24 protein-coding genes are annotated in these 22,190 nt (G+C 74.2%); 8 read left to right on the plus strand and 16 right to left on the minus strand.

The annotated features are described in order from the left end of the window. Positions 1 to 27: 27 nt before the first annotated feature. The gene (locus Ae331Ps2_RS26945; protein ID WP_075305733.1) at positions 28 to 567 is read left to right on the plus strand and encodes a flavin reductase family protein; all 540 of its coding nucleotides are present in this window, start codon (positions 28 to 30) and stop codon (positions 565 to 567) included. Beyond that, complete coding sequence (locus Ae331Ps2_RS26950; protein WP_249265552.1) at positions 564 to 1,121, plus strand: NAD(P)H-dependent oxidoreductase; 558 nt, start codon at positions 564 to 566, stop codon at positions 1,119 to 1,121. Before Ae331Ps2_RS26945 ends, Ae331Ps2_RS26950 begins: the two co-directional genes overlap by 4 nt. Positions 1,122 to 1,145: 24 nt before the next feature. Here Ae331Ps2_RS26950 and Ae331Ps2_RS26955 read toward each other — a convergent pair whose 3' ends face one another. The 4 genes from Ae331Ps2_RS26955 to Ae331Ps2_RS26970 all read right to left on the minus strand — a co-directional run bounded on the left by Ae331Ps2_RS26955 (position 1,146) and on the right by Ae331Ps2_RS26970 (position 5,619). Next, positions 1,146 to 2,489: an MFS transporter gene (locus tag Ae331Ps2_RS26955; RefSeq protein ID WP_075305732.1), complete on the minus strand. Its 1,344-nt coding sequence runs from the start codon at positions 2,487 to 2,489 to the stop codon at positions 1,146 to 1,148. A 62-nt stretch (positions 2,490 to 2,551) separates the two neighbouring features. Beyond that, the gene (locus tag Ae331Ps2_RS26960) at positions 2,552 to 3,157 is read right to left on the minus strand and encodes an HAD family hydrolase (protein ID WP_083696056.1); all 606 of its coding nucleotides are present in this window, start codon (positions 3,155 to 3,157) and stop codon (positions 2,552 to 2,554) included. 177 nt (positions 3,158 to 3,334) lie between these two features. Next, complete coding sequence (locus tag Ae331Ps2_RS26965) at positions 3,335 to 3,883, minus strand: GNAT family N-acetyltransferase (protein ID WP_083696058.1); 549 nt, start codon at positions 3,881 to 3,883, stop codon at positions 3,335 to 3,337. A 35-nt stretch (positions 3,884 to 3,918) separates the two neighbouring features. Continuing rightward, positions 3,919 to 5,619, minus strand: coding sequence for an L-lactate permease (locus Ae331Ps2_RS26970; protein ID WP_075305730.1), 1,701 nt, complete (start codon positions 5,617 to 5,619; stop codon positions 3,919 to 3,921). A gap of 180 nt (positions 5,620 to 5,799) precedes the next feature. Here Ae331Ps2_RS26970 and Ae331Ps2_RS26975 point away from each other — a divergent pair, with 180 nt between their 5' ends. Both Ae331Ps2_RS26975 and Ae331Ps2_RS26980 read left to right on the plus strand, forming a co-directional pair. Further along, positions 5,800 to 7,014 carry a cytochrome P450 gene (locus Ae331Ps2_RS26975; protein ID WP_075305729.1) on the plus strand — a complete coding sequence of 405 codons (1,215 nt, stop codon included), beginning with the start codon at positions 5,800 to 5,802 and terminating at the stop codon, positions 7,012 to 7,014. Between the two features lie 22 nt (positions 7,015 to 7,036). Next, a complete protein-coding gene (locus Ae331Ps2_RS26980; protein WP_075305728.1) occupies positions 7,037 to 7,654 on the plus strand; it encodes a TetR/AcrR family transcriptional regulator in 618 nt (205 codons plus the stop codon). 231 nt (positions 7,655 to 7,885) lie between these two features. Here the strand turns inward: Ae331Ps2_RS26980 and Ae331Ps2_RS26985 are convergent, their stop codons facing one another. Beyond that, positions 7,886 to 8,932: an ABC transporter substrate-binding protein gene (locus tag Ae331Ps2_RS26985; RefSeq protein WP_075305727.1), complete on the minus strand. Its 1,047-nt coding sequence runs from the start codon at positions 8,930 to 8,932 to the stop codon at positions 7,886 to 7,888. A gap of 81 nt (positions 8,933 to 9,013) precedes the next feature. Continuing rightward, positions 9,014 to 10,882: a molecular chaperone HtpG gene (gene htpG, locus Ae331Ps2_RS26990; protein WP_075311624.1), complete on the minus strand. Its 1,869-nt coding sequence runs from the start codon at positions 10,880 to 10,882 to the stop codon at positions 9,014 to 9,016. 233 nt (positions 10,883 to 11,115) lie between these two features. On the opposite strand from htpG, the gene Ae331Ps2_RS26995 reads away from it, so the two are divergent. Together Ae331Ps2_RS26995 and secD are read left to right on the plus strand one after the other, a co-directional pair. Continuing rightward, positions 11,116 to 11,484 (plus strand): hypothetical protein, encoded by a 369-nt coding sequence (locus Ae331Ps2_RS26995; RefSeq protein WP_139318687.1) that lies wholly within the window; start codon positions 11,116 to 11,118, stop codon positions 11,482 to 11,484. Positions 11,485 to 11,577: 93 nt separating this feature from the next. Continuing rightward, positions 11,578 to 13,881 (plus strand): protein translocase subunit SecD, encoded by a 2,304-nt coding sequence (secD, locus tag Ae331Ps2_RS27000; protein ID WP_249265551.1) that lies wholly within the window; start codon positions 11,578 to 11,580, stop codon positions 13,879 to 13,881. Positions 13,882 to 13,892: 11 nt separating this feature from the next. Here the strand turns inward: secD and Ae331Ps2_RS27005 are convergent, their stop codons facing one another. The 3 genes from Ae331Ps2_RS27005 to Ae331Ps2_RS27015 all read right to left on the minus strand — a co-directional run bounded on the left by Ae331Ps2_RS27005 (position 13,893) and on the right by Ae331Ps2_RS27015 (position 15,924). Continuing rightward, the gene (locus Ae331Ps2_RS27005) at positions 13,893 to 14,381 is read right to left on the minus strand and encodes a hypothetical protein (RefSeq protein WP_233147505.1); all 489 of its coding nucleotides are present in this window, start codon (positions 14,379 to 14,381) and stop codon (positions 13,893 to 13,895) included. Positions 14,382 to 14,445: 64 nt separating this feature from the next. After that, positions 14,446 to 14,955 carry a hypothetical protein gene (locus tag Ae331Ps2_RS27010; protein ID WP_075305725.1) on the minus strand — a complete coding sequence of 170 codons (510 nt, stop codon included), beginning with the start codon at positions 14,953 to 14,955 and terminating at the stop codon, positions 14,446 to 14,448. Between the two features lie 51 nt (positions 14,956 to 15,006). Further along, on the minus strand, positions 15,007 to 15,924 hold the full coding sequence (locus Ae331Ps2_RS27015; RefSeq protein WP_075305724.1) for a LysR family transcriptional regulator: 918 nt from the start codon (positions 15,922 to 15,924) through the stop codon (positions 15,007 to 15,009). A gap of 84 nt (positions 15,925 to 16,008) precedes the next feature. Between Ae331Ps2_RS27015 and Ae331Ps2_RS27020 the strand changes: the two genes are divergently transcribed. Continuing rightward, positions 16,009 to 16,422: a VOC family protein gene (locus Ae331Ps2_RS27020; RefSeq protein ID WP_075305723.1), complete on the plus strand. Its 414-nt coding sequence runs from the start codon at positions 16,009 to 16,011 to the stop codon at positions 16,420 to 16,422. Positions 16,423 to 16,434: 12 nt separating this feature from the next. Here Ae331Ps2_RS27020 and Ae331Ps2_RS27025 read toward each other — a convergent pair whose 3' ends face one another. The 5 genes from Ae331Ps2_RS27025 to Ae331Ps2_RS27045 all read right to left on the minus strand — a co-directional run bounded on the left by Ae331Ps2_RS27025 (position 16,435) and on the right by Ae331Ps2_RS27045 (position 19,630). Next, positions 16,435 to 17,139, minus strand: a complete 705-nt coding sequence (locus Ae331Ps2_RS27025; RefSeq protein ID WP_139318686.1) for a hypothetical protein — start codon at positions 17,137 to 17,139, stop codon at positions 16,435 to 16,437. A gap of 57 nt (positions 17,140 to 17,196) precedes the next feature. After that, the gene (locus Ae331Ps2_RS27030) at positions 17,197 to 17,484 is read right to left on the minus strand and encodes a DUF1905 domain-containing protein (protein WP_020623722.1); all 288 of its coding nucleotides are present in this window, start codon (positions 17,482 to 17,484) and stop codon (positions 17,197 to 17,199) included. A gap of 20 nt (positions 17,485 to 17,504) precedes the next feature. Beyond that, positions 17,505 to 18,098 (minus strand): DinB family protein, encoded by a 594-nt coding sequence (locus Ae331Ps2_RS27035; RefSeq protein WP_075305721.1) that lies wholly within the window; start codon positions 18,096 to 18,098, stop codon positions 17,505 to 17,507. 156 nt (positions 18,099 to 18,254) lie between these two features. Further along, positions 18,255 to 18,962 (minus strand): siderophore-interacting protein, encoded by a 708-nt coding sequence (locus Ae331Ps2_RS27040; RefSeq protein ID WP_020623720.1) that lies wholly within the window; start codon positions 18,960 to 18,962, stop codon positions 18,255 to 18,257. Beyond that, on the minus strand, positions 18,959 to 19,630 hold the full coding sequence (locus Ae331Ps2_RS27045) for an O-methyltransferase (protein ID WP_198932155.1): 672 nt from the start codon (positions 19,628 to 19,630) through the stop codon (positions 18,959 to 18,961). The genes Ae331Ps2_RS27040 and Ae331Ps2_RS27045 overlap by 4 nt, the downstream gene beginning before the upstream one ends. A 112-nt stretch (positions 19,631 to 19,742) precedes the next feature. Between Ae331Ps2_RS27045 and Ae331Ps2_RS27050 the strand changes: the two genes are divergently transcribed. Further along, positions 19,743 to 20,360, plus strand: coding sequence for a TetR/AcrR family transcriptional regulator (locus tag Ae331Ps2_RS27050; RefSeq protein WP_075305719.1), 618 nt, complete (start codon positions 19,743 to 19,745; stop codon positions 20,358 to 20,360). 107 nt (positions 20,361 to 20,467) lie between these two features. Here Ae331Ps2_RS27050 and Ae331Ps2_RS27055 read toward each other — a convergent pair whose 3' ends face one another. Both Ae331Ps2_RS27055 and Ae331Ps2_RS27060 read right to left on the minus strand, forming a co-directional pair. Then, positions 20,468 to 21,424: a hypothetical protein gene (locus Ae331Ps2_RS27055; protein ID WP_075305718.1), complete on the minus strand. Its 957-nt coding sequence runs from the start codon at positions 21,422 to 21,424 to the stop codon at positions 20,468 to 20,470. A gap of 117 nt (positions 21,425 to 21,541) precedes the next feature. Next, a complete protein-coding gene (locus tag Ae331Ps2_RS27060) occupies positions 21,542 to 22,042 on the minus strand; it encodes a DUF3291 domain-containing protein (RefSeq protein WP_075311619.1) in 501 nt (166 codons plus the stop codon). Positions 22,043 to 22,190: the final 148 nt, after the last annotated feature.

Here is a 22,190-nt window from a genome sequence, read left to right on the forward strand (position 1 = left end):
CCGGGTCGGCGCGCCTACAGTCGAGTCATGTCCCGCTCCTCCACCGGACCGGCCGTGGGCGCGCACTCCGCCCCGGTGACCCCCTCGGTGACCCCGGAGACCATGCGCGACGCACTGGGCGCGTTCGCGTCCGGCGTCGTCGTCGTCACCGCGGTCGGACCGGACGGGCCGATGGGGTTCACCTGTCAGTCTTTCGCCTCGCTGTCGCTGGACCCGCCGCTGGTGAGCTTCGCGCCCTCGCGCGGGTCCTCCACCTGGCCGCGCATCCGCCAGGTGGGCCGGTTCTGCGTGAACGTGCTGGCCGCCGACCACGAGCACCACAGCGCCGGCTTCGCCCGCTCCGGGGTCGACAAGTTCGCCGGGGTGTCCTGGACGGCGGCGCCGTCCGGCTCGCCGGTCCTGGAGGGCGTCGGCGCCTGGGTCGACTGCACCCTGTGGAACGAGTACGACGGCGGCGACCACACGATCGTCGCCGCCCGGGTCGACGCGCTCGGCGCGGACCCGGAGCGGCTGCCGCTGCTGTTCCACCGCGGCACCTACTCCCTGACCCCGCGGGCCGCGTCGTGAGCGGTGTCGTGAGCGGTGGTGCGGGCCGCATCATCGGGGTCGTCGCCGGGCCGGAGCCGGGCGGGCGCACAGCGGCCGCCGACGCCGGGATCCTCGCCGGCACCGGGGCCGACACCGCGCTGATCGAGCTGTCGCAGACCCCCGTCGCCGAGGTCACCGCGGCCTTCGCCGACGCCGACGCCGTCGTGTTCGGCAGCCCGGTCTACCGGGCCGGGCACACGGCGTCGCTGCGGGCACTGCTGGAGGCCACCGAGCGCGGCAAGTGGGGCGAGAAGACCGCCCCGCTCCAGGGCAAGGCGGCCGCGGTCGTGCTGACCGGGGCGAGCGGGCACCACTTCCTCGCCGTCGACGGGCTGCGCTCGGTGCTGGCCGGGTTCTTCGCCGTGCAGGTCCTCTCCCCCGGGCTCTACCTCGACCACTCCGGATACCTGGACCGCAACACCCTCACCGAGCAGTCCGCGGAGCTCGCGGCGGCGCACGGGCGGGCACTGGCCGACCTGACCACCGCGGTGCGCGGCTCCGGGGCGCTGCGGGCGATCACCCCGGTCGTCTGAGCGCCACCCGCGTCAGTGCCCGCGTCACCGCCCGGCCGGGGCGGCGGCGCGGGCGCAGCCGAGCGCCACGAGCGCGCCGAGCAGGGTGAACCCGGTCGCGACCAGCACCGCCACCTGCCAGCCCGCCAGCAGCTGAGCCACCGGCTCGTTCCCGGCCGGCGAGGTCAGCACCGAGGTCACCGTGACCCCGACGGCGGCGCCCAGGTAGCGGGCGGTGTTGTTGATGCCGCTGCCGGTGCCCGCGCGGTCCGGCGGCACCGAGGCCACGGCCTCGCGGCCGAGCGTCGCGTTGACGACCCCGGTGCCGACACCGACGACGACCAGCGCGGCCAGGACCACCCCGGTGCCGGAGCCGGTGGCGAGCAGTCCGAGCTGACCGGCCGTCATGACCAGCAGGCCGACACCGAGACGGACCCCGCCGGTGACCCGCTCGCTGATCCGGCGGGTCAGCAGCGCGGTGACGATGCTGGTGCCCGACCAGCCGAGCAGCAGCAGCGCCGCCGTCGCGGGGGCGGTGCCGTGCACCGGGGCGAGCACGGCGGGCAGGTACGAGCTCAGCGAGATGATGCCGAGCCCGGTGGCCAGGCTCGCGACCGTCGCCCCGACCAGCCCGGGGTGGCGGAACAGCCGGGGGCCGGCCATCGGGTGCGGCACGACGAACTGGACCACGACGAACCCGGCCAGCAGCGCCGCCCCGACCGCGAGCAGCACGACCGTCGCGGTGGTGACCGGCAGCCGTCGCGCCTCGGTGAGGCCCGCGAGCAGCACCGTCAGCCCGGCCGCGAGCAGCACCATCCCGCTGACGTCGACCGGCCGCGGGGCGCCGGCGGTGGACTCGGTCAACAGCACCCACGCGGCCACGGCCAGCACCAGCCCGGCGACGCCGACGGCCAGGTAGAGCACCCGCCACGGCAGCACCCCGGCGAGCAACGGCCCGGCGGCGATCCCGGCGGCCAGCGCCGCGCCCCACAGCCCGGTCGCGGCCGAGCGGCGCGGGCCCGGCGGCAGCGCGTGCCCGATCAGGGCGAGGCTGCACGCGACGACCGCGGCCGCCCCGACGCCCTGCCCGATCCGGCCGGCGACGAACCCGGCGGTGCCGGTGGCGAACGCCCCGCCCGCCGAGGCCAGGGCCAGCACCACCGCGCCGGTCGTGAACACCGCGCGCCGCCCCAGCCGATCGGCCAGGGTCCCCGCGGTCAGCAGCACCGCGGTGAGCCCCAGGCTCATCGAGCTCAGGATCCAGGAGCGCCCCGACGGCGAGGAGCCCAGGTCGGCCGCGATCGGGGCCAAGGTCGCCAGCGGCGCGGTGTAGCTGACCAGGGCCAACGTCGTACCCAGCGACGCCACCGCCACCGTGCGTCGGGCCACGCCGCCACCCCCGTCGTCACCGCTGACCGGTCATGATCAGGACGGACGCTACGCCGCGGGGCTCAGCTGGGCAGGCCGAGCAGCGCGGGCAGGTCCGCGACCGAGTCGATGACGGCGTCGGCACCCGCGGCGCGCAGCCGCGGCTCGCCGTGTGCCCCGCCCCGCACCCCGACGGCGAGGCCCGCCCCCGCCCGGACGGCGGCGTCGATGTCGGCGGTCGCGTCACCGGTCACGGCGACCTGCGCGGGCTCGGTCCCGGCCCGACGGGCGGCGGCGTGGAGCAGGTCGGGCTCTGGCAGGCCGCGACCGTCGACGTCGGCGGGCGACAGGACCATGTCCGCCCGCTCGGTGAACCCGAGCGCCGACACCAGGCGGTCCCGCAGCTCGGGGTCGAACCCGCAGGTCAGAGCCACGCTCAGGCCGGCGTCGCGGAGTGCGTCGAGGGTCTGCGCGGCGCCGGGGACCGGGCGCACGCGGCCCGCGTCCAACGCGGCGTGCAGGTGGTCGGCGAACGCGGAGTGCGCGCGGCGGGCCCGGTACATGTCGCCGTCGAGCAGCTCGCCGAGCACCGTCATGACCGGGCGGTCCATCGTCGCGCGGGCCTGGCGGTCCAGCGCCGGGTAGCACGGGCCGTCGACACGGACCCCCGGCGGCGCGCAGGCCGGCACGCAGACCGGCGAGCACGAGCCCGTCGTCGGCCATCGTCGTACCCGCCAGGTCGAGCACCGCCAGTTGCACGGGTGAACTCCACCGGCGCCGGATGACGATCACCCGTCTCCCGGTCGACTTCCGGGTGAACCGGCCGCGTCACTCCGGGGCCGGCGGCCTCCGGGGCGTCGCGGCGGTCACCACAGCTCGCCGTCGCGCCAGTCGCAGACCAGCGCGTGGGTCGGGTCGAGCGACGCGTCGACGGGCAGGACGTGCACGCTGCCGCGCTCGTCGGGGGTGTCGACGATGCCGTCCGGGGTGAGCGCCGCGAGCGGGCCGCGCCACGGTTCCCACCCGAGCCTGCGGTAGAGCCGCGCGGCACGGGCGGCGGCGCCGAGGGCCCCGAGCCGGTACCCGCCGCGCACGATCCGGTCCACCTCGGCCATCAGCAGCCCGCCGAGCCCGCCGCCCTGGAGCCCGGGCCGCACGGCGACGGCCTCGACGTAGCCGGTGCGCAGCGCGACGCCGTCGTGCAGCAGCCGCCGCCCCACGACGGCCGCGTGCCCGACCGGGTCGTGCACCGGCCCGGCGAGCACGTGCACCCCGCCGAGTGCGTGGTCGAACGAGGCGTCGTCGAACCCGCCGGTCCCGTCGGCGTCGGCGGGGAACGCGGCGTCGAGCAGGGCGCGCAGGCCCCGGAGCCCGTCGCGCCCGAGATCGGCGGTGGGCAGGACGGTCAGGCGCACCCGGCCGATCCTTCCGCAGGGCCCCACTCCGTGCCTCAGAAGGTCGGGAGCATCCATCCGAGCACCGGGGTCGACTGCAGGAACACCAGCACGCACAGCACCGCGAGCAGCCCGACGCTCCACAGGACGGTCCGCCGGAACAGCTCGGACTCCCGGCCGGCGATGCCCACGGCCGTCGCCGCGATGGTCAGGTTCTGCGGGCTGATCATCTTCCCGACGACGCCGCCGGAGGTGTTCGCCGCGACCATCAGGTGCGGGTCGAGCCCGGCCCGCTCGGCCGCAGTCTGCTGCAGCGTCGCGAACAGGGCGTTGGCCGAGGTGTCCGAGCCGGTGACCGCGGTGCCGAGCCAGCCGAGGATCGGCGACAGGAAGGCGAAGGCCGCGCCGGTCCCGGCGATCCAGGTGCCGATGGAGATCGTCTGCCCGGACAGGTTCATCACGTAGGCGAGGGCGAGGACGGTGGCCACGGTCAGGAAGGCGAACCGCAGCCGGTACGCGGTCCCGGTGAACTCGCGGACGGCCGTCGCGGGCGACAGCCGGTACAGCGCGGCGACGCCGATGCCGCAGATCAGCAGCAGCGAGCCGGGTGAGGACAGCCACTGGAGGCTGTAGACCGTGGTCGACACCGGGTCTCCGGACGCGCCGAGGACCTGCCCGTCCAGGCCCGGCCACCCGATCCTGACGTCGGTCCCGGACAGGAAGGACGTCACCGGGCCGACCAGCTTCGCCACCGAGAACACCACGATGATCAGCAGGTACGGGGCGAAGGCCATGACCAGCCGGCCGACCGACAGTGCCTGCGAGCGCTCGGCGAGGGTGCGCTGCTCGGTCGCGACGGACCGGCCGCCGTCGGCTCCGCCCGGCTCCTCGACAGGTGCGTCGGCGGTGCGCTCGATGCGCAGTGTCTCCCTCGCCTCGGCGCCGCCGCGCGGCTGCCAGAAGCGCAGCAGGAGCACGCCGGCGGCCAGCCCGGCCAGCGAGGCGACGATGTCGGTGAGCTCGACCGACAGGTAGGTGGCGGCCAGCCACTGGGCGAGGGCGAACGCGAGTCCGATGACGAGCGCGACCGGCCAGACCTGGCGCACGCCGCGCCTGCCGTCGACGAGCAGCACCAGCAGCGTCGGGACGACGACCGCGAGCACCGGGGTCTGGTGTCCGACGACGGCACCGATCTCGTCGTACGGGATCCCGGTCAGGGTGCCCGCGGTGATGATCGGGGTGCCGACCGCGCCGAACGCGACGGGTGCGGTGTTGGCCAGCAGCACGACGACCGCCGCCCGGACCGGGGAGAACCCGAGCGCCATCAGCATGACGCCGGTGATCGCCACCGGGGCGCCGAACCCGGCCAGCGCCTCGAGCAGCCCGCCGAAGCAGAACGCGATGATGATCGCCTGTACCCGGGGGTCGTCGGAGATCAGCCCGAAGGCGGCGCGCAGGTCCTCGAACCGGCCCGCCGCCACGGTGAGCTGGTAGAGCCAGATCGCGGTGAAGACGATCCACATGATCGGGAAGAGACCGAACACCGCTCCCTCGGTGGCCGAGAGCAGGGCCAGGTGAACGGGCATTCCGAAGGCCGCCACCGCGACCACCACCGCGACGACGAGCGCGGCCAGCCCGGCCCAGTGCGCCTTCCAGCGCAGGGCACCCAGCGTCACGAAGATCGCCACCAGCGGGAGCAGTGCGACGAGCGCGGACAGCCAGACGCTGCCGAGCGGTTCGGGATCGTGCTGGAACACAGGTCGCCCCCCGGGGTGCCGTCGCCGTTGACGGTCGCAGCCTGTCACGCTTCGCCCGGTTTCACCGGTTCGGCGGCCGTCCGGGGCGTACCGGACAGGGCACACAAAACGAGAGCGCGCTGTCGTTTGAGCGGCTACCGTGGAGAGCGACGCGCCGCCCACCCACCGGAGGCCAGCACCATGACCGACACCGCCACGGACTTCTCGCTCCCGCTGCACATGCGCCGCGACCGGTTCCGACCCGACGCCGACCTGGAGCGCATCCGGGACTCCGGCGAGATCCCGCGGGTACGGACCGCGTTCGGCGCCGACGCCTACCTCGTGACCCGCTACGACGACGTGCGCCAGGTGCTCGGCGACGCCGCCACCTACTCCAACGCCGGGAGCGCCGCGCTGACCCGCCCGGACGCCCCGCCGCTCTCGGAGCGGGAGCAGGAGCAGATGCGGGCGGGCCAGCTGCTGGCGCAGGACCCGCCGGAGCACACCCGGCTGCGCCGCTTCCTCACCCGCGAGTTCACCCAGCGCCGGATGACCCGCCTGGCGCCGCGGATCACCGAGATCGTCGACGAGCACCTCGACGCGCTGGAGGCCGCCGGGCCGGGTGCCGACCTGGTCACCCTGTTCGCCCTGCCGGTACCGTCGATGGTCATCTGCGAGCTGCTCGGGGTGCCCTACACCGACCGCGACGAGTTCACCGCACGCTCGACCCGCCTGCTCGACGTGTCCCTTCCGGCGCAGGAGCGGCTCGCCGTCGGGCGGGAGAACCGGGCCTACATGAGCCGGCTCGTCGACGGGGCGCTGGCCGACCCGGGCGAGGACATCCTGGGCATGCTGATCCGCGAGCACGGCGAGGAGATCAGCCACGACGAGCTGGTCGGGATCGCGTCGCTGCTGCTGATCGCCGGGCACGAGACGACGTCGAACATGCTGTCGCTGGGCACCCTGGCACTGCTGGAGGACCCGGAGCAGGCCGCGCTGCTGCGCAGCGACCCGGAGCTCGCCCGCCCCGCCGTGGAGGAGCTGCTGCGGTGGCTGTCGATCGTGCACACCGGGGTGGTCAGGGTGACGACGACCGACACCGTGCTGCGTGACACCCCGATCCCGGCGCAGTCGCTGGTGATGTGCTCGCTCCCCGCGGCCAACCGCGACAGCGCGTCCGGGTTCGACGACCCCGCCCGGCTCGACGTCACCCGGGGTGCGGCCGGGCACGTCGCGTTCGGGCACGGCGTGCACCACTGCCTCGGCGCCCCGCTGGCCAGGATGGAGATGGCGACGGCGTTCCCCGCCCTGCTCCGCCGCTTCCCCACGCTCGCCCCGGCCGGGCCGGTCCCGCCCGAGGCCTTCCGGGCGTACCACTTCGTCTACGGCATGCACACGCTGCCGGTGACCTGGTGAGCCAGGGCGATACCGTGCTCCGATGACCGCCTCGTCGCTCGACGGCTCCCCGGCGGGCCGTCCGCTGCGCGCCGACGCCGCCCGCAACCACCGCCGGATCATCGACACGGCGGCCGCGGCGTTCGAGTCGGACGGAGCGGACGTCCCGCTGGAGGAGATCGCGCGCCGGGCCGGGGTAGGCGTCGCGACGCTGTACCGCCGGTTCCGGACCCGCGACGTGCTGGTGCGGGCGGTGCTGGACCAGGTGTTCGTCGCCGAGATCGAGCCGACCGCGGCCGCCGGGGACGGCGACCCGTGGGCCGACCTGGCCGGGTCGCTGGGCCGGGCGGTCGAGGCCATCGCCGGACGCCGGACGCTCCTGCAGCTGGCCCGGGAGACCGGTGCGTTCGATGTCGAGTCCGCCGAGCGCTACGGCCGGACGCTGACCCGGCTGCTGGAGCGGGCGCGTGAGGCGGGCGCGGTCCGCCCGGAGCTCACCCCACGGGACCTGTCGGCGGTGCTGGTCATGGCGCTCGCCGTCGCCGAGGGGTCGGACGCGGCGGCGACGGCGTCGGGCGAGGACCGCGCACGCTACCTGGCGCTGCTCCTCGACGGGCTGCGCCCGGGGAACCCGCCGCTGCCCGCGGGGTCGGAGACCTAGCAACGATCGGGGCACGGTGGCTCCCGCGGGCGGCGCGGACCGGATACGGTTCTGGCCGTCCGCTCGGCAACGGCGCCGGGCGGATCCGCACTCCTCCGCCTCGTCGCACCGGGTGCTGCAGCGGTCCGACCGCAGCCGCCGGGCCCCGCGCCGGGCCGGGACCCGGCCGTCGAAACGGACCGCGCGACGCCGCCCGGCGCCCGACCGGACCGCGCGCGACGGCGCCGGGGTTCAGCCGCCGAACCGGTCCGGGTGCAGCCGGCGGGCGAGCGTCGCGACCGCGTCGGCGTTGCGGATGCCGGGGCTGACCTCGGCGAAGGTCGTGGTGAACACCTTGCCGTCGCGGACCGCGGGGACCGTGGCCAGGGCCGGGTCGTTCCGCAGACGCTCGGCCAGCGGCTCCGCGCCCTCCGGTCCGACATCGCGCCCGCAGCAGGCCGGGATCACGATCACGTCCGGGCGGGCCGCGACGATGCCCTCCAGCGACACGGTGCGCTGCCGGCCGGCGATGGTGTCGAACGCCTGCCGCCCGCCCGCGGCCTCGATGATCGTCGTCGCGACGTCGCCGATGCCGAAGACCCGCAGCTCACCGGTGCCGCCCGGGGAGTTCAGCATCGCCACCCGCGGACGGTCGGCGACCCCGGCGAGCCGGCCCGCCACGTCGCCGAGGGTGCTGCGCATGCCGGCGACGACCTCCGCGGCCCGGTCCTCGGCGCCGAGCAGCCGACCGAGGTCGGTGAGGTCGCGCTCGACGCCGGCGAAGGACACGTCGTTGGCGCCGATGCTCTGCTGACCGCCGCCGTCGGCGGTCGGGCAGTAGGCGCTGAACAGGAAGGTCTCCGTGCCGGTGGCGCCGAGCTCGGCGCGGGTGCCGAGGCCCTCCCGGGTGAACGCGCCGGTGAAGCCGGAGACGACGAGGTCCGGATCGACCCGCAGCACCTCCTCGCGCGACGGGTACTCCTCGGGCCAGTAGCTCTGCGGGCGGAAGTCACCGTCGAGCTGCGCCGGCAGCGGGTTGTCCAGGTAGGCCGCTCCGACGAGCCGGTCCCCCGCCCCGAGCGCGAGGACGGCCTCGATGCCGTTCTGGAACATCGCGACGACCCGCTCCGGGCGCTGCACCGGGACGTCGACGCCGCAGTTCACCACCGACGCCGTGGCAGGTGCGGCGCTGTGGTCGCCGAGGTCGCCGGGCGCCGGAGCCGGGTCACCCGCGCCGCACCCCGCGAGGAGCAGCAGCCCGGCGAGCAGCGGCGCCCAGCGGCGCGGGTTCCCGATCACCGCGACAGCATAGCCACGACACCTGATTAGCTCTTCAGATGTGCGGCTCTCGTCAGGGGCCGGTCCCCGCGCCGCGCGGCGTCAGAGGGTGTGCTGCAGCCGCTCCGCGAGCAGCCCCACGAACCGGGACGGGTCGGCGAGCTCGCCGCCCTCGGCCAGCAGCGCCATGCCGTGCAGCAGCTCGACGGTGCCGCTCTCGTCCTTGCCGGCCGCGCGCGCGTCCCGCAGCCCGGCGACCAGCGGGTGCGACGGGTTGAGCTCGAGGATCCGCTTCACCTTCGGCGGCTCCTGCCCCATCGCCCGGTACATCTTCTCCAGGGTCGGGGTCATGTCGAACTCGTCGCCGACGAGGACGGCCGGGGAGGTGGTGAGCCGGGTGGAGAGCCGCACCTCCTTGACGTCGGAGGTCAGGACCTCGGCCATCCAGGTGCAGAGGTCGGCGAACTCGGCCTGCTTGGCCGCCGCCTCCTCCTTCTCCTCGTCGGTCTGCAGGTCGACCTGGCCCTTGGCGATCGAGCGCAGCGGGGTGCCGTCGAAGCCGTCGACGGCGTCGACCCACACCTCGTCGACCGGGTCGGTCAGCAGCAGGACCTCGTAGCCCTTGTCCCGGAACGCCTCCATGTGCGGGGAGGCCTCGATCGCGGTCCGCGAGTCCCCGGTCATGTAGTAGATCGCTTCCTGGCCCTCGCGCATCCGCTCCTTGTAGGCCGCGAGTGAGGTCGGCTTCTCCGCGTCGTGGGTGCTCTCGAACACCGACACCCCGAGGATGGTGTCGCGGTTGTCGGCGTCGGACAGCAGGCCCTCCTTGAGCGCCCGGCCGCACTGCTCCCAGAAGGTCGCGAACTTCTCCGGCTCGTTGTCGCGCATCGACCCGAGGACCGACAGCACCTTCTTCACCAGGCGCCTGCGGATCGCCGAGATCTGGCGGTCCTGCTGCAGGATCTCCCGCGACACGTTCAGCGAGAGGTCCGCGGCGTCGACGACGCCCTTCACGAACCGCAGGTACTCGGGGACGAGCGCCTCGCAGTCGTCCATGATGAACACCCGCCGGACGTAGAGCTGCACCCCGCGGCGGGCGTCGCGCATGTAGAGGTCCATCGGTGCGACCTTCGGCAGGAACAGCAGCGCCTGGTACTCGAAGGTGCCCTCGGCGGCGAGCCGGATCGTCTCCAGCGGCTCCTGCCAGTCGTGGCTGACGTGCCGGTAGAACTCGGCGTACTCCTCCTCGGTCACGTCCTTCTGCGGGCGGGCCCACAGCGCCTTCATCGAGTTCAGCGTCTCGGGCGCGGCGTCGTCGGTGTCCCCCGCCGTGCCGGTTCCGGCAGGCATGCGGACCGGCCAGGTGATGAAGTCGGAGTAGGTCTTCACGATGCGCCGCAGGACCGAGGGGTCGGCGTAGTCGTGCAGCTGGTCCTCGGCGTCGGACGCCTTGAGGTGCAGCGTGACCGCGGTGCCCTGCGGGGCGTCGGCGACCGGCTCGATCGTGTAGGTGCCCTCGCCGTCGGAGCTCCAGCGCACGCCCTCGGACGTGCCGGCCTTGCGGGTCACGAGCTCGACCCGGTCGGCCACCATGAACGAGGAGTAGAAGCCGACGCCGAACTGGCCGATCAGCTCCTGGCGGGCGTCGTCACCCGCCTCCCGCAGCTTCGCGAGGAGCTCCGCGGTGCCCGACCGCGCGATCGTGCCGATCAGGTCGACGACCTCGTCGCGGGTCATGCCGATGCCGTTGTCGCGCACGGTGAGGGTGCGCGCCTCGGCGTCCGGCACGAGCTCGACGTGCAGGTCGTCGGTGTCGGCGCCCAGGTCCTTGTCCTGGTAGGCAGCGAGACGGAGCTTGTCCAGCGCGTCGGAGGCGTTGGAGATCAGCTCGCGCAGGAAGACGTCCTTGTTCGAGTAGATCGAGTGGATCATCAACCGCAGCAGCTGCCGGGCCTCGGCCTGGAACTCGATCGTCTCGCCGCCGGTCGTCCCGCCGCCGGTCTCCGCGGAGTCGGTGTTCTGGCTGGTCGACGGATCCGTGCTCACGTCAGTCGTCCTCTCGGGTCTTCACGGGGTGGTGCGGTCACGATTGTGCCGAACCGGGACGGTCGCGCGCCCCCCAGTCCGCCCCCTGCTCCGTCGTCGGCGGCGCGGTGACCGGTACCGTCGCGGGCGGAAACCCCCGAACCGGACGGATCACCCTCGTGCGCACGACCCGCAGCCCGGCCCGCCGCCTCGTCGCGGTGCTGCTGCTGTCGCTGGTGGCCGCGCTCGCCCCGGTCGCCGGGTCGCTGACCGCCGAGGCCGTCCCGGCCACGGCGGCGGCCTCGGTCGGGCAGGACGTCGCTCCCGCCGAGGCGCCCCGGCCCGCGCTGCTGGGGCGCTCCGCCCACGACGGTCCGGTCGCACCCGACGCGGCCGGCCACCCCGGCCCCGCCCTGGACCTGCTGGTCCTCGACGCCGCCGGGCTCCCGCACGAGGCGCCCGGCCGCGTCGACGACCACGCGCCGGCCGCCGCCCCGGCGCCCGGGACCGGCGCGGACATCGGGTCGCGGGGACCCCCGCGGGCCTGACCGGACGACCCCACCGGTCGCCACCGCCCGCGACTCCCCCGCACCCCCGCCGTGCCCCGGTCCCGACCGGGGTGCCCGCCGCCGAGGATCCCTGTGAAGCCACGCCCCGTGCTCTGGCGGGCGCTCATCGCGCTCGCCGTGCTCGCCCTGTCCTCCGTCGTCGCGCTCACCACCGCCCCCACGCTGGGCCTGGACCTGCGCGGCGGCACCCAGATCGTCCTGGAGACCCGCGACACCCCCGAGGTCGCCGCCGACGGTGAGGCCACCGACCGCGTGCTGGAGGTGCTGCGCGGGCGCATCGACGGGCTCGGTGTGGCCGAGCCGAGCCTGGCCCGGTCCGGGGAGAACCGGATCATCGTCGAGCTCCCCGGGCTGACCGACCCCGCGGAGGCCGCGGAGACGCTCGGGCGCACCGCGCAGCTGACGATGCACCCGGTGCTGGGGGTCGGTGACCCCGCCGCCGGGGGGACCGGCGTCGACGAGCAGGGCCAACCGCTGCAGCTCGGCCCGCCGGCCCTGACCGGCGACATGGTCGGCTCGGCGATGTCCTCGCCCAACCCGCAGGGTGTCGGGCACATCGTCAACATCTCCTTCGACGGTGACGGCCCCGCCCGCTGGCAGGCCCTCACCGGCCAGGCCGCCTGCGCGCCGTCCGGCGACCCGCAGCGTCGGGTCGCGATCGTGCTCGACCAGCAGGTCATCTCCTCCCCGCAGGTCGTCGAGGACATCCCGTGCAACGTCGGCATGCTCGGCGGGCAGACCCAGATCACCGGCAACTTCTCCCCCGAGCAGGCCTCCGAGCTGGCCGTGCTGATCGAGGGCGGCGCCCTCCCGCTGCCGGTGGAGATCATCGAGCAGCGGACCGTCGGCCCGACCCTGGGCGCCGACGCGATCTCCGCGAGCGCCTGGGCCGCGATCATCGGCTCCGCGCTGGCCGGGGCCTTCCTCATCGTGGTGTACCGGCTCGTCGGGTTCGTCGCCGTCGTCGCGCTCGGCGGGTACGCGCTCGTCGCCTACGCGGTGCAGACCGGGCTCGGCGCGACGCTCACGCTGCCCGGCCTGGCCGCCTTCGTCCTCGCGGTCGGCATGGCCGTCGACGCGAACGTGCTGATCGCCGAACGCTCCCGCGAGGAGTACGCGGCGAAGCCACGCCTGGAACGCGCCTCGGAGATGGGCTACGCCAACTCGCTGTCCGCGGTCGGCGACGTCGCGGTGACCTCGCTGCTCGCCGCCGTGCTGCTGTTCGGACTCGCGTCGGGGCCGGTCCGCGGGTTCGGTGTCACGCTGGTCATCGGTGTGGTCGTGTCGCTGTTCTCGGCGTTGGTGCTGTCCCGGCTGCTCACCCTCGCCGTCCTGCGGATCCCCGCGGTCAAGCGCAGGCCGAGGATCACCGGCATCACCGAGATCGGCCCGGTCCGGCGCAGGCTGGAGGCGAGCGACCCCGGGTTCCTGCGGCGCCCGGCCCGCTACCTCGCCGGCGCCGGGGTCGTCGTGGTGGTGATGGTGTCCGGGCTGTTCGTACGCGGCCTGGAGCTCGGTGTCGAGTTCACCGGCGGCCGGCTGGTCGAGTTCACGACGTCGAACCCGGTGAGCGTGGAGCAGGTCCGCGACGCCGTCGACGCCACCGGGATCGGCGGGCTCACCGTCACCGAGACCGGCGACGGCGCGGTGGCCCTGCGCTCCGGCGAGCTCACCGACGCCCAGGTCGGGCAGCTGCGCGAGGCCGTCGGCGCGGCGGGTGGCGGCGCCGAGCTGCTCCGCGACGAGCTCATCGGGCCCAGCCTCGGTGCCGAACTGGCCCGCGGCGGGATCATCGCGCTGGGTGTCGCGCTCGCCGCGCAGTTCCTGTACCTGGCGTTCCGGTTCCGCTGGACGCTCGGCGCCGGCGCGGTCGCGGCGCTGCTGACCAACGTCCTCGTGGTGGTCGGGGTGTTCGCCTGGACCGGCCGCACCGCCGACGGGGTGTTCCTCGCGGCGCTGCTCACCGTCATCGGCTACTCGGTCAACGACACCGTCGTCGTGTTCGACCGGGTCCGCGAGCACTGGGCACGCAACGCGACGCTGCCGTTCCACACCTTCGTGGGGTCGGCGGTGCTCTCGACCCTGCCGCGGACGGTGAACACCGGCATCTCGACGCTGACGATCCTGACCGTGCTGCTCTTCCTCGGCGGGGCGACCCTCGGCGACTTCGCGCTGGCGCTGATCGTGGGCATCGTGGTCGGGACGGTGTCGACGATCGTCGTCGCCGGGCCGGTGTCGATCCTGTTGCAGCGGCGCTGGCCGGGGCCCGCGCCGCGGACGTCCGGAGCGAAGCAGCCGGTCGGCAAGGCGGGACGGCGCCACCCGTCGAAGGCCGACCGGGCACGGCGCCGCGCGGGCGACGGCGCGGTCGTCTGAGTGCGCGCGGGTCACGAGCGGTCACCGAGGTCGAGGCGTTCACCACAGCGGTCGATCCCGGCGCGGATCATCGCGCCGTAGCCGTCGTCGGGCAGCGCCCCCACCCGGTCCCGGGCACGGGACAGGTGGTGGCGCGCCCGTTCGTCGTCGCCGAGGCGGCGGTGCACGTCGGCGAGGTTGAGGTGCAGCGAGGGCAGGAACCCACCGACGCTCAGCGACGCGTGGTGGCGCTGCACCCGCTCGTCGGTCAGCTCGTCGGCGGCGGCCAGGGCGCGTTCGTCCCACATCAGCTCGGTGTGCGGGTCGTCCTGCACGTCGGCGGCGTAGTGGGCCAGCGTGCACCGGTGGAACGGGTCGCCGTCGACACCCACCTGCTCCCACAGGGCGTCGAACCGGGCACGTGCGCCGGTCCGGTCCCCGGCACGACCCGCCTCGACGGCGACGACGACGGCGTCCATGACCGGGTCCATGACGGGGTCGGTGGTGGCGGGCTGGTCCACGGGTCCTCCGGCGCTCGGGGGCGGGTTCGGGACGCATGCTGCACCGGACCCCCGACAGTTCCGTTCACCCGCTGGGCAGCTCCCGCCAGCGCGCCTCGACCGCGCGCCACTCGCGGTCCACCCGTCCCGACGCCCGGGCCCGGCCCAGGACGCCGGCGGCCGTGTACAGCGCGACCAGCAGGAACCCACCGACGGCCAGCACCGTCGCCGACCGCAGGATGCCGGCCGTCCGGACCTCGGTCGGGCGGGTCGGCGCGGCCGGGGCACCGTCCGGGCCGAGCCACAACCCGACCGTCCGGCCGGGGTCGACCCGCCCGCCGACGGTCACCGTGGCGGTCCGCACCACGCCGCGGTCGTCGGTCCAGCCGACCGTGACCGGCCCGGGCCCCGCGGTCGTCCCGAGCACGGTCGCGCCCACCCGTGTGGTTCCGGTCGACTCGGCGGCGGCGGTCTCGGCGGCGTCGCCGGCCGCGATCGCCAAGAGCAGGAGCAGCCCGGCCGCGACGGGCACGACGACCCGCCGGAGTCCGGCCAGGGCCCGCTCGACACCGTCGGGCTCGTCGCAGAGGTTCATGGGTCGAGGGTCGGCCCGTCCGGTCCACCGGACAATGCGGAAGTTCCGCTCTCAGCCTTCGGCAGTGGCAGAGACAGAGCGGATGTGGTCGGCGAGCGCCTGCACCGCGGGCCACCCCGGCGAGCTCGGCTCCAGGGCCGCGCCCCAGCACAGCGACAGCCCGCGCCGGGCCCACGACTCGTCCAGCGCGACCACCTGCAGGCGGCCGGCACGGGACGGGACGGCGGCCGCGCGACGGGGCACGACGGCGAGTCCGGCCCCCGCTTCGGCCAGCGCGACCACCGTGCCCAGGTCCGCGGCACGGGTGCGGTACCGCGGCGCGAGCCCGGCCTCGGCCGCCTGCGCGTCGAGCGAGAGCTGCAGCGGCGCCGACGCGGCCAGCCCCACCATCGGGTGCTCGGCCGCCTCGGCGAACGCGATCGAGTCCCGACCGTCGAGCACACCGTGCCCGGTGCCGACGACGACCAGCGAGTCGTCGCACAGCGGCTCCGCGCGCAGTCCCTGCCCGGCGGCCACCTGGTCGAGCACGATCCCCAGGTCCGCTCCACCGTCGGCGAGTGTGCGGGCGGTCTCGACGCTGCGCCGCAGGGTGACGTCGACGTCGGAGTGCGGCCGGGCCAGCAGGAACGCCGTCACCGCCCGCGGCACGAGGTCGTGCATCGCGGAGCTCCCGGCGAGCAGCGAGAGGGGCGCGCTCGCCGGCCGGGAGTAGGAGGCGATCGCGCCGTCGAGGCGCGCCGCCCGGTCGAGGACGTCGCGGGCGTGCCGGGCCAGTGCCCGCCCGGCCGGGGTGGTGCGCACACCGCGCCGCTCCCGGACCAGCAGCTCGACCCCGGCGTGCCGCTCCAGGGCCCGGACCCGCGCGCTCGCCGACGGCAGGCTCAGGTTGGCCCGCGCGGCGCCACCGGTGATGGAGCCCTCGGCGACGACGTGCAGGAACAGTCGCAGGTCGGTGAAGTCGTACAGCACCCGGCGAGCCTATGGCAGTGCCGAACCCAGTGGGTCTCCTCAGGCGGACAGGGGCTGTCCTCGTCATGGGCCAGGATCGTCGCCATGAGCCCGACCCTGCAGATCGCGTTCGACGCCACGGACCCGCACGCCCTCGTGCGATTCTGGGCGGCTGCCCTCGGTTACGAGGTGGAGGACCACACGACGGTCGTCGACGGCCTGCTGGCCGCCGGCCACCTCGGCGAGGCCGACGTGCTGGCCGACGGCGACCGCCGCGGGTTCCGGGACGTCGCCACCGCCCGCGGGCCGGGGCCGCGGCTGTTCGTGCAGCATGTCCCCGAGTCGAAGTCGGCCAAGAACCGGGTGCACCTGGACCTGCAGGTCGGGCCGACCGAGGCGCCCGCGGAGGTGGAGCGCCTGGTCGCGCTCGGGGCGCGGGTGCTGTGGACGACGAGCGACCGGGGCCCGGTGACCACCACGCTCTGCGACCCCGAGGGCAACGAGTTCTGTGTGAGCTGAGACCCGCCCGGCTCAGGCGGGTTCGAAGTCGTAGACCCGGCCGCCGACCTGCATCAGGTCGACCGCGCCGACCAGGCCGCCGTCGCCCCCGCCCTGGTTGAACCCGGCGGCGTAGGCGGTCATCTGCGGGTACTCGGCCATGATCTGTTCCAGGGTGCGCTGCTCGCCGCCGTCGCGGCACTGCCGGTAGGCGTCCACCCGGCCGATCTGGTGGGTCAGGCAGAAGGTGCCGGCGCCGACGTCGTAGCGGGTCCAGGTGCCGGCGGGCGCCCGGTCGGGCAGGTAGGTGAGGACGTACAGGTCACGGGCTTCCAGGGTGCTCCCGTTGACGTCGACGGCGATCGCGAACGACGGCATCTGCCCGCTCGAGGACGCCGGGTCGCGGTACGCCCAGTAGCTGGCGTCGGTGAACCGGGACAACGGCCCGGCGACCTCGTCGGTGGCGTACTGACGCTTGTCGCCGTCGCCCGGGGTGCGCAGCTCGAGCGCGCCGGTGCCGCCGTCGGGCGGGGCACCGTGGCGGGCGGTGTACTCGCGGCTGCCGGAGCCCTCGTCGAGGGTCCCGGCGAACTGGTTGGAGGCCGTCGGGGTGACGGTCACCCGCCCCGAGGGGCCGAACGGGCCGATCGCCAGTGCGGGCTGCAGCGAGGCGAGCCCGACCAGGGCCGCCACCGCGAGGGCGGCCGCGACCGCTCCGTTCCGTCGTCGTCGACGCATCCGTCCTCCTCGAGCGGGTCCGTGCTGGTCAACGACCGGACCGGCGCGGGGATACCGTCACCGACGGGTACGGATCTCCAGCTCGACCTGCACGACGTCGCCGACCTCGACCTCCTCGGCCCGGCGTACGGCGTCCTTCACGGGTAGGAGGAACCCGCCGTCGCGCGGGAAGAGCGAGGTGCTGAACCGGGTCGCGCCCAGCACGGCGTCGACGGGGACCATGCCCCAGCCGTAGGTGACGTCCCGCGCGACGTCGGCGACGACCGCCGCGGCATCGTCCGGCAGCCGGACGAAGTGGTACGGCGCCGGACCCCGCCAGTGCACGATCTCCCCCGCGATCCGCATGGCGACGATCCTGGCACCGCTCAGGCCAGCACGGTGCCCGGCGCGGCCTCGTACGGGGTGAAGAAGTCGTTCGCGGGGGCCCCGGCGAGGGTGAGCTCCAGCGCCGGGACGGTGGCACCGTCGATCTGCTCGCGGATGATGTCGGCGTGGCCCGCGTGCCGGGCGAACTCCTCGACCAGGTGGACGAGGTAGTAGCGGGTGTGGATCGGGCGCGCGTCGTGGATCCCGTTCCACGGGGTGGGCGGCGCCGTGGACTCCGCCGCCGGGTCGGTCCGCGAGACGACGGCGAGCAGCTCGGTCCGTGCGTCGTCGAACTGGGCCAGGGTGCCGGCGACCGTCTCGTCGTCGCCGATCGCGAAGCCGGCGGTGAACTCGGCGACCGCGGCCGCGTCGAGGGGCTGGGTGGTGACCTCGGTCGTCAGCCGCTGCACCGCGCCGCGCATGCAGTAGGCGGCGTGCTTGACCAGGCCGCCGATCGACAGCGCGCTGCGGCACGGGGTCGCACGGGCCTGCTCCTCGGTGAGGCCGTACAGGGCCGAACGGATCGCCGTGAGCTGCTGGTCGATGTAGTGGAGGAGTCCGGTGGTCTCGTCGTGGCGGGCGGGTGCGTACATGGCGTCCTCCGGGGTGTTCGGGAGCGGTCGAGGACGACCCTGCCGCCCGATGCGGTCAGGTCCGGTCCTCGGTGGCGGAGGAGGCCGGGAAACCGGTGGGCGGCCGGCCACTGCGCCCCGGCCCGGCGACGAGCTGACCCGCCCCGACCGCGGGAGTCAGTCCATTCCGGTCCTCCCCGGCGCCCAGAACGGCTTGGTCACGACGTTGCGCCGGTGCCAGCCCCGGTCGCGGACCAGGTGCTCGCGCACCATCTGAATGGTCCCGGCCTCGCCCGCCAGGTACGCCGTCCCCGGTGTCTCCGGCAAGTCCAGCTTCGCCACGGCCGCGACGAGATCGGCGGACTTGACGGCCGATCGGCCGTTGCGGTGGATCCAGGTGACCTCGCCGGGTATCGGCAGCCGCTCCTGCTCGGTGTCGACCTCGATCGCCGCGTGCACCGGGGCGCCGTCGTCCAGACCGCGGATCATCGCGCCGAACGCGACCGCGGCGGTCTCGTCCCCGGCGAAGAGGTGGTAGGCGCTGGGCCGGGTGACGAACGAGCCCTCCGGTCCGAACACGCTGACCTCCTCGCCCGGACGGACCCGCCGTGCCCACTGCGCGCCCGGGCCCTCGCCGTGATCGAAGATCCGCAGTTCCATGCGGGTTCGGTCGTACTCCCAGATCGAGTAGGTCCGCAGCGCGCCGACGAGCAGGTCGACGACCGGGTTGGCCGCCCCGGCCTGCACACGGATCTGCTGGCCGGGCTTCACCTCGAGGTCGCGGATCCCGGCGCCGGTGAGGGTGATCGCCCGGAAGCGGCCCGCGAGGGGCTCGACGTGCTCGACGGTCGCCGTCCGGAGCAGGGTGTCGATGAGTCGTTTCACGCGGGCACCGCCTCGGTCAGCACGGAGAACTCGGTGCCGCCGTGGAACGGGATGCGGACCGAGACGAACCCGTGCGCCGGGTCGCGGATCCAGGCGAGGTAGTCGGCGTAGAGGTCCGGCATCAGCCCGACGTTGTCGGTGATGACCAGGGCGCCCGGCCTCAGTGCCGGGGTCACCAGGCGGTGGACCTCGAGTGCGACGTCCGGGAAGCCGTCGTTGAGAAACATGTCGACCGGGCCGTCGAGGGCGCGCAGGGTCTCGCGGGCGTCGCCGACCCGGATCTCGACGTACTGCTCCAGACCCGCCTCGGCGATGTGGGCGCGGGCCCGCTCCGCCTTGCGCGGCACCCGCTCGGCGCTGATCACCGTTCCGCCGCCGTTGTCCCGGACCGCGGCGGCCAACCAGATCGTCGAGATCCCGAACGACGTCCCGAACTCGACGATCGTGCGCGCGCCCGTGGCGCGGGCCTGGGTGTAGCAGTACGCCGCCTGCTCCTTCTCCAGGGTCAGGAACTCGTCGTCGAACGCGCGGACCTGCTCCTCGGTGAGCTCGACGGGACGCGGGTACTCCGCGAGGTCCTTCGGCGGGACAGGCTCGGGCCGGCTGTCGGACTCGACGTAGAGCCGTTCGAGGACGGCGGCGGTTCGCGGGTCGAGCGTGCTGAGCACCTGGAGCATGGTGAGCCTTCCCTTGGTTGTATCGTCGCAGGTAGAAGCCATATTCTAAGTAGGAGCTCACTTTCTGGGCTACTCGCTTTCGGCCCGCGCACCCGGGAGGGACATGACCCCGCAACAGCGCCGGATCGCCGCACGTCGGCGGCCGCGTCAGGTCCGGGCAGAACTCACCCGCGAGCGGATCCTCACCGCGGCTGCTCACGTTTTCACCACGTACGGCTACGCCGCAGGCACCACGAACCGGATCGCCGAGGAGGCCCGGTGCTCGATCGGCTCGCTGTACCAGTACTTCCCGAACAAGGACGCGATCCTGGCCGAGCTCCTGACCCGGCACCTGGACCAGGGCGCCGCGCCGCTGACGACCGGTGAGGACGCAGGCGATCAGCCGTTGGAGGAGCTCGTGCGGGCGATGGTGCGCACGGCGATCGCGAACCACCGCGACGACCCACGACTGCTGCGGCTGTTCATGGAGGAAGCGCCCCGCGCCGGCGCCGTCATGACGAAGATCGAGGCGTACCAGCGCGGCCGGATGCGCAGGTTCCGGGACCTCCTGGTCCGTCATCCCGAGGCGGGCGTCGAGGACACGGAGGCCGCCGCGCAGATCGTCACGACCACCCTGGAGCTCATGGTCCACGCGCTGTCGGCGGCACCGGACCGGATCCCCGCGCGACGGCTGGAGAACGAGCTGACCGCGATGATCACTGCGTATCTCCGGGGGCGGTAGTCGGCTCGTCGACGGGGATCTGTGCGCTTCCCCGACCCCGCCGTCCGCGCCTCGCAGTCCGTCCGAGGGTTCGTGGAACCGGAGCCACCACCCGCATCATCGCCGGGCTAGCGCGCGCGAATGCCTCCGACCGGTCGCACTCCGGCGCGGGCCAACCGATCTGCCGCCTGCTCGATCAGAGCCGTGGTCGACGGTGACTCCGGTTCCCCGTGCAGAGCGTCCCAGCGGGCGTTGTGAGCAGCCGGCCACAGACTTGCTGCCCACGCGAGTTCCAGCTCGTCGGGCGTGAAGGGTCGACCGCGCACGTTCTGATAAGCGTTCAGGAACGCCTCGGAGCTGGTGAGGCTCGCCAGCGTCGGTGGTTCACCGGGCGAGCGGGGGAACGCCCCGCTCGCAGCACCGACGAGCGCAGCTTCCGGCTGCCAGGCAAGACTGTCCCAGTCGTGTAGCGCCCACAGCGTCGGTCCGTGCCAGCGCAGGTTCTGCGCCTCGAAGTCGGAATGCCCCAGGACGCAGGGCGCGTCCGCCCCGCGCAGCCTGGCCCGCACTCGCTGCGCGATGTCCTCGACGAACTGCGGCACCACACTCTGGTCCCGCTGGTCCAGGAACCCGATGCTCGGCCAGACACCGCGGCCGGCGTGGTCCCAGCAGACCCAGCGCGGATTCGGCAACGGCGGCGCCACCCGCACGTTCTGCAACTCGGCGAGCAGCCAGCCGAAGACTCCCCCATAGCGCGACGCGACCTCGGGAGTGTCACCACCCGAGACCTCCCCACCGGGCCTGAACTCCTCGGCATGGAGGACCATCCCGCCGGAACTGATCGCCGCGGTCAACGGCCTCGGGCACGGGAACCCGCGCTCGGCGAGCTGCGCCTGTGCCAGCACACATGCCTTCGCACGGCTGTCGTCCTCCCTGGCCTTCAGGACCACCTCAGCCCCGTCATCGAGGCACAGCCCCAGAACCACGGACATCTGCGCAACAGCGAACAGCACCTCGACCGGCTCGCTGCCCAGGTTCTCCCGGCACCACGGCCCGACCCAGGCGGGTACCTCGTCCACGAGCATCTCTGCACTGTCTCGCCGAGCCACCGAACCAGCAAGCAGGCCTTGTGCCCCCTGTGTGCCCCCGGCCCGGGGCCGGCCAGGCCGACCCGCGTCACCGACGACGGGAGGCCTCATGTCTCAAGCGCGGCAGTACCAATCGTCGTGTCCGGAGATCGAGTCGGCCTCGGTGCCGGGGATCGGGAACTGGATCCGGAACGTGAACGCCCGAGGCGTCGGTCCGTGAGCCCGGAGATGGGCGAGCCGCTCCTCTGCCTCGTCCACCGAAGGCCGATGCCCGGCCGGGACCCACCACAGCGCCTGATGCATCTCGCCGAGGCGCACGAAACTCTCCCGCTTGCGGCGGAGCACCGCGACATGGGCCGGGTCGCGGTACACGAAGTCGGCCAACGCCTCGACCGAGGCCCACACGGACATGTTGACGATGAGCCGGTCGTCTCCGAACGCCCGGACCGCGGTGGCGTCGCCGTCCTCGGTCTGCATGCGCCACCGGAATCCGGGCGCGTTGTCGACCACAGCGTTCACGGGGGCGAGGGCCTCGACGAACCACCCGAGTTCGGGCTCGGACAGCGGAACCACCGGTAGCGCGATGTTGACCTGTGCAATCTCCCAGTCGCTCACGGAGCCGGACGCTAGCGAGCAGACGGCCCACGGCGCCACCCCCGAGGAAGCGCACACATCAGGCTCCGCCCGGACCCGGCACCGCTCGGAGATCAGGGAGGTGCGGCAGGGCCGGTGACCTGCGCACGGCGCGCCGCGCATGATCATG

The organism is Pseudonocardia sp. Ae331_Ps2 (genome assembly GCF_001932405.1).
Classification (GTDB): domain Bacteria; phylum Actinomycetota; class Actinomycetes; order Mycobacteriales; family Pseudonocardiaceae; genus Pseudonocardia.

Excerpts from the sequence above, each read along its gene's own strand:
- Ae331Ps2_RS26945 (WP_075305733.1), top strand. The coding sequence starts at position 28 with ATGTCCCGCTCCTCCACCGGACCGGCCGTGGGCGCGCACTCCGCCCCG.
- Ae331Ps2_RS26975 (WP_075305729.1), top strand. The coding sequence starts at position 5,800 with ATGACCGACACCGCCACGGACTTCTCGCTCCCGCTGCACATGCGCCGC.
- Ae331Ps2_RS26980 (WP_075305728.1), top strand. The coding sequence starts at position 7,037 with ATGACCGCCTCGTCGCTCGACGGCTCCCCGGCGGGCCGTCCGCTGCGC.
- Ae331Ps2_RS27010 (WP_075305725.1), bottom strand. The coding sequence starts at position 14,955 with ATGAACCTCTGCGACGAGCCCGACGGTGTCGAGCGGGCCCTGGCCGGA.
- Ae331Ps2_RS27020 (WP_075305723.1), top strand. The coding sequence starts at position 16,009 with ATGAGCCCGACCCTGCAGATCGCGTTCGACGCCACGGACCCGCACGCC.
- Ae331Ps2_RS27025 (WP_139318686.1), bottom strand. The coding sequence starts at position 17,139 with ATGCGTCGACGACGACGGAACGGAGCGGTCGCGGCCGCCCTCGCGGTG.
- Ae331Ps2_RS27030 (WP_020623722.1), bottom strand. The coding sequence starts at position 17,484 with ATGCGGATCGCGGGGGAGATCGTGCACTGGCGGGGTCCGGCGCCGTAC.
- Ae331Ps2_RS27035 (WP_075305721.1), bottom strand. The coding sequence starts at position 18,098 with ATGTACGCACCCGCCCGCCACGACGAGACCACCGGACTCCTCCACTAC.
- Ae331Ps2_RS27050 (WP_075305719.1), top strand. The coding sequence starts at position 19,743 with ATGACCCCGCAACAGCGCCGGATCGCCGCACGTCGGCGGCCGCGTCAG.
- Ae331Ps2_RS27055 (WP_075305718.1), bottom strand. The coding sequence starts at position 21,424 with ATGCTCGTGGACGAGGTACCCGCCTGGGTCGGGCCGTGGTGCCGGGAG.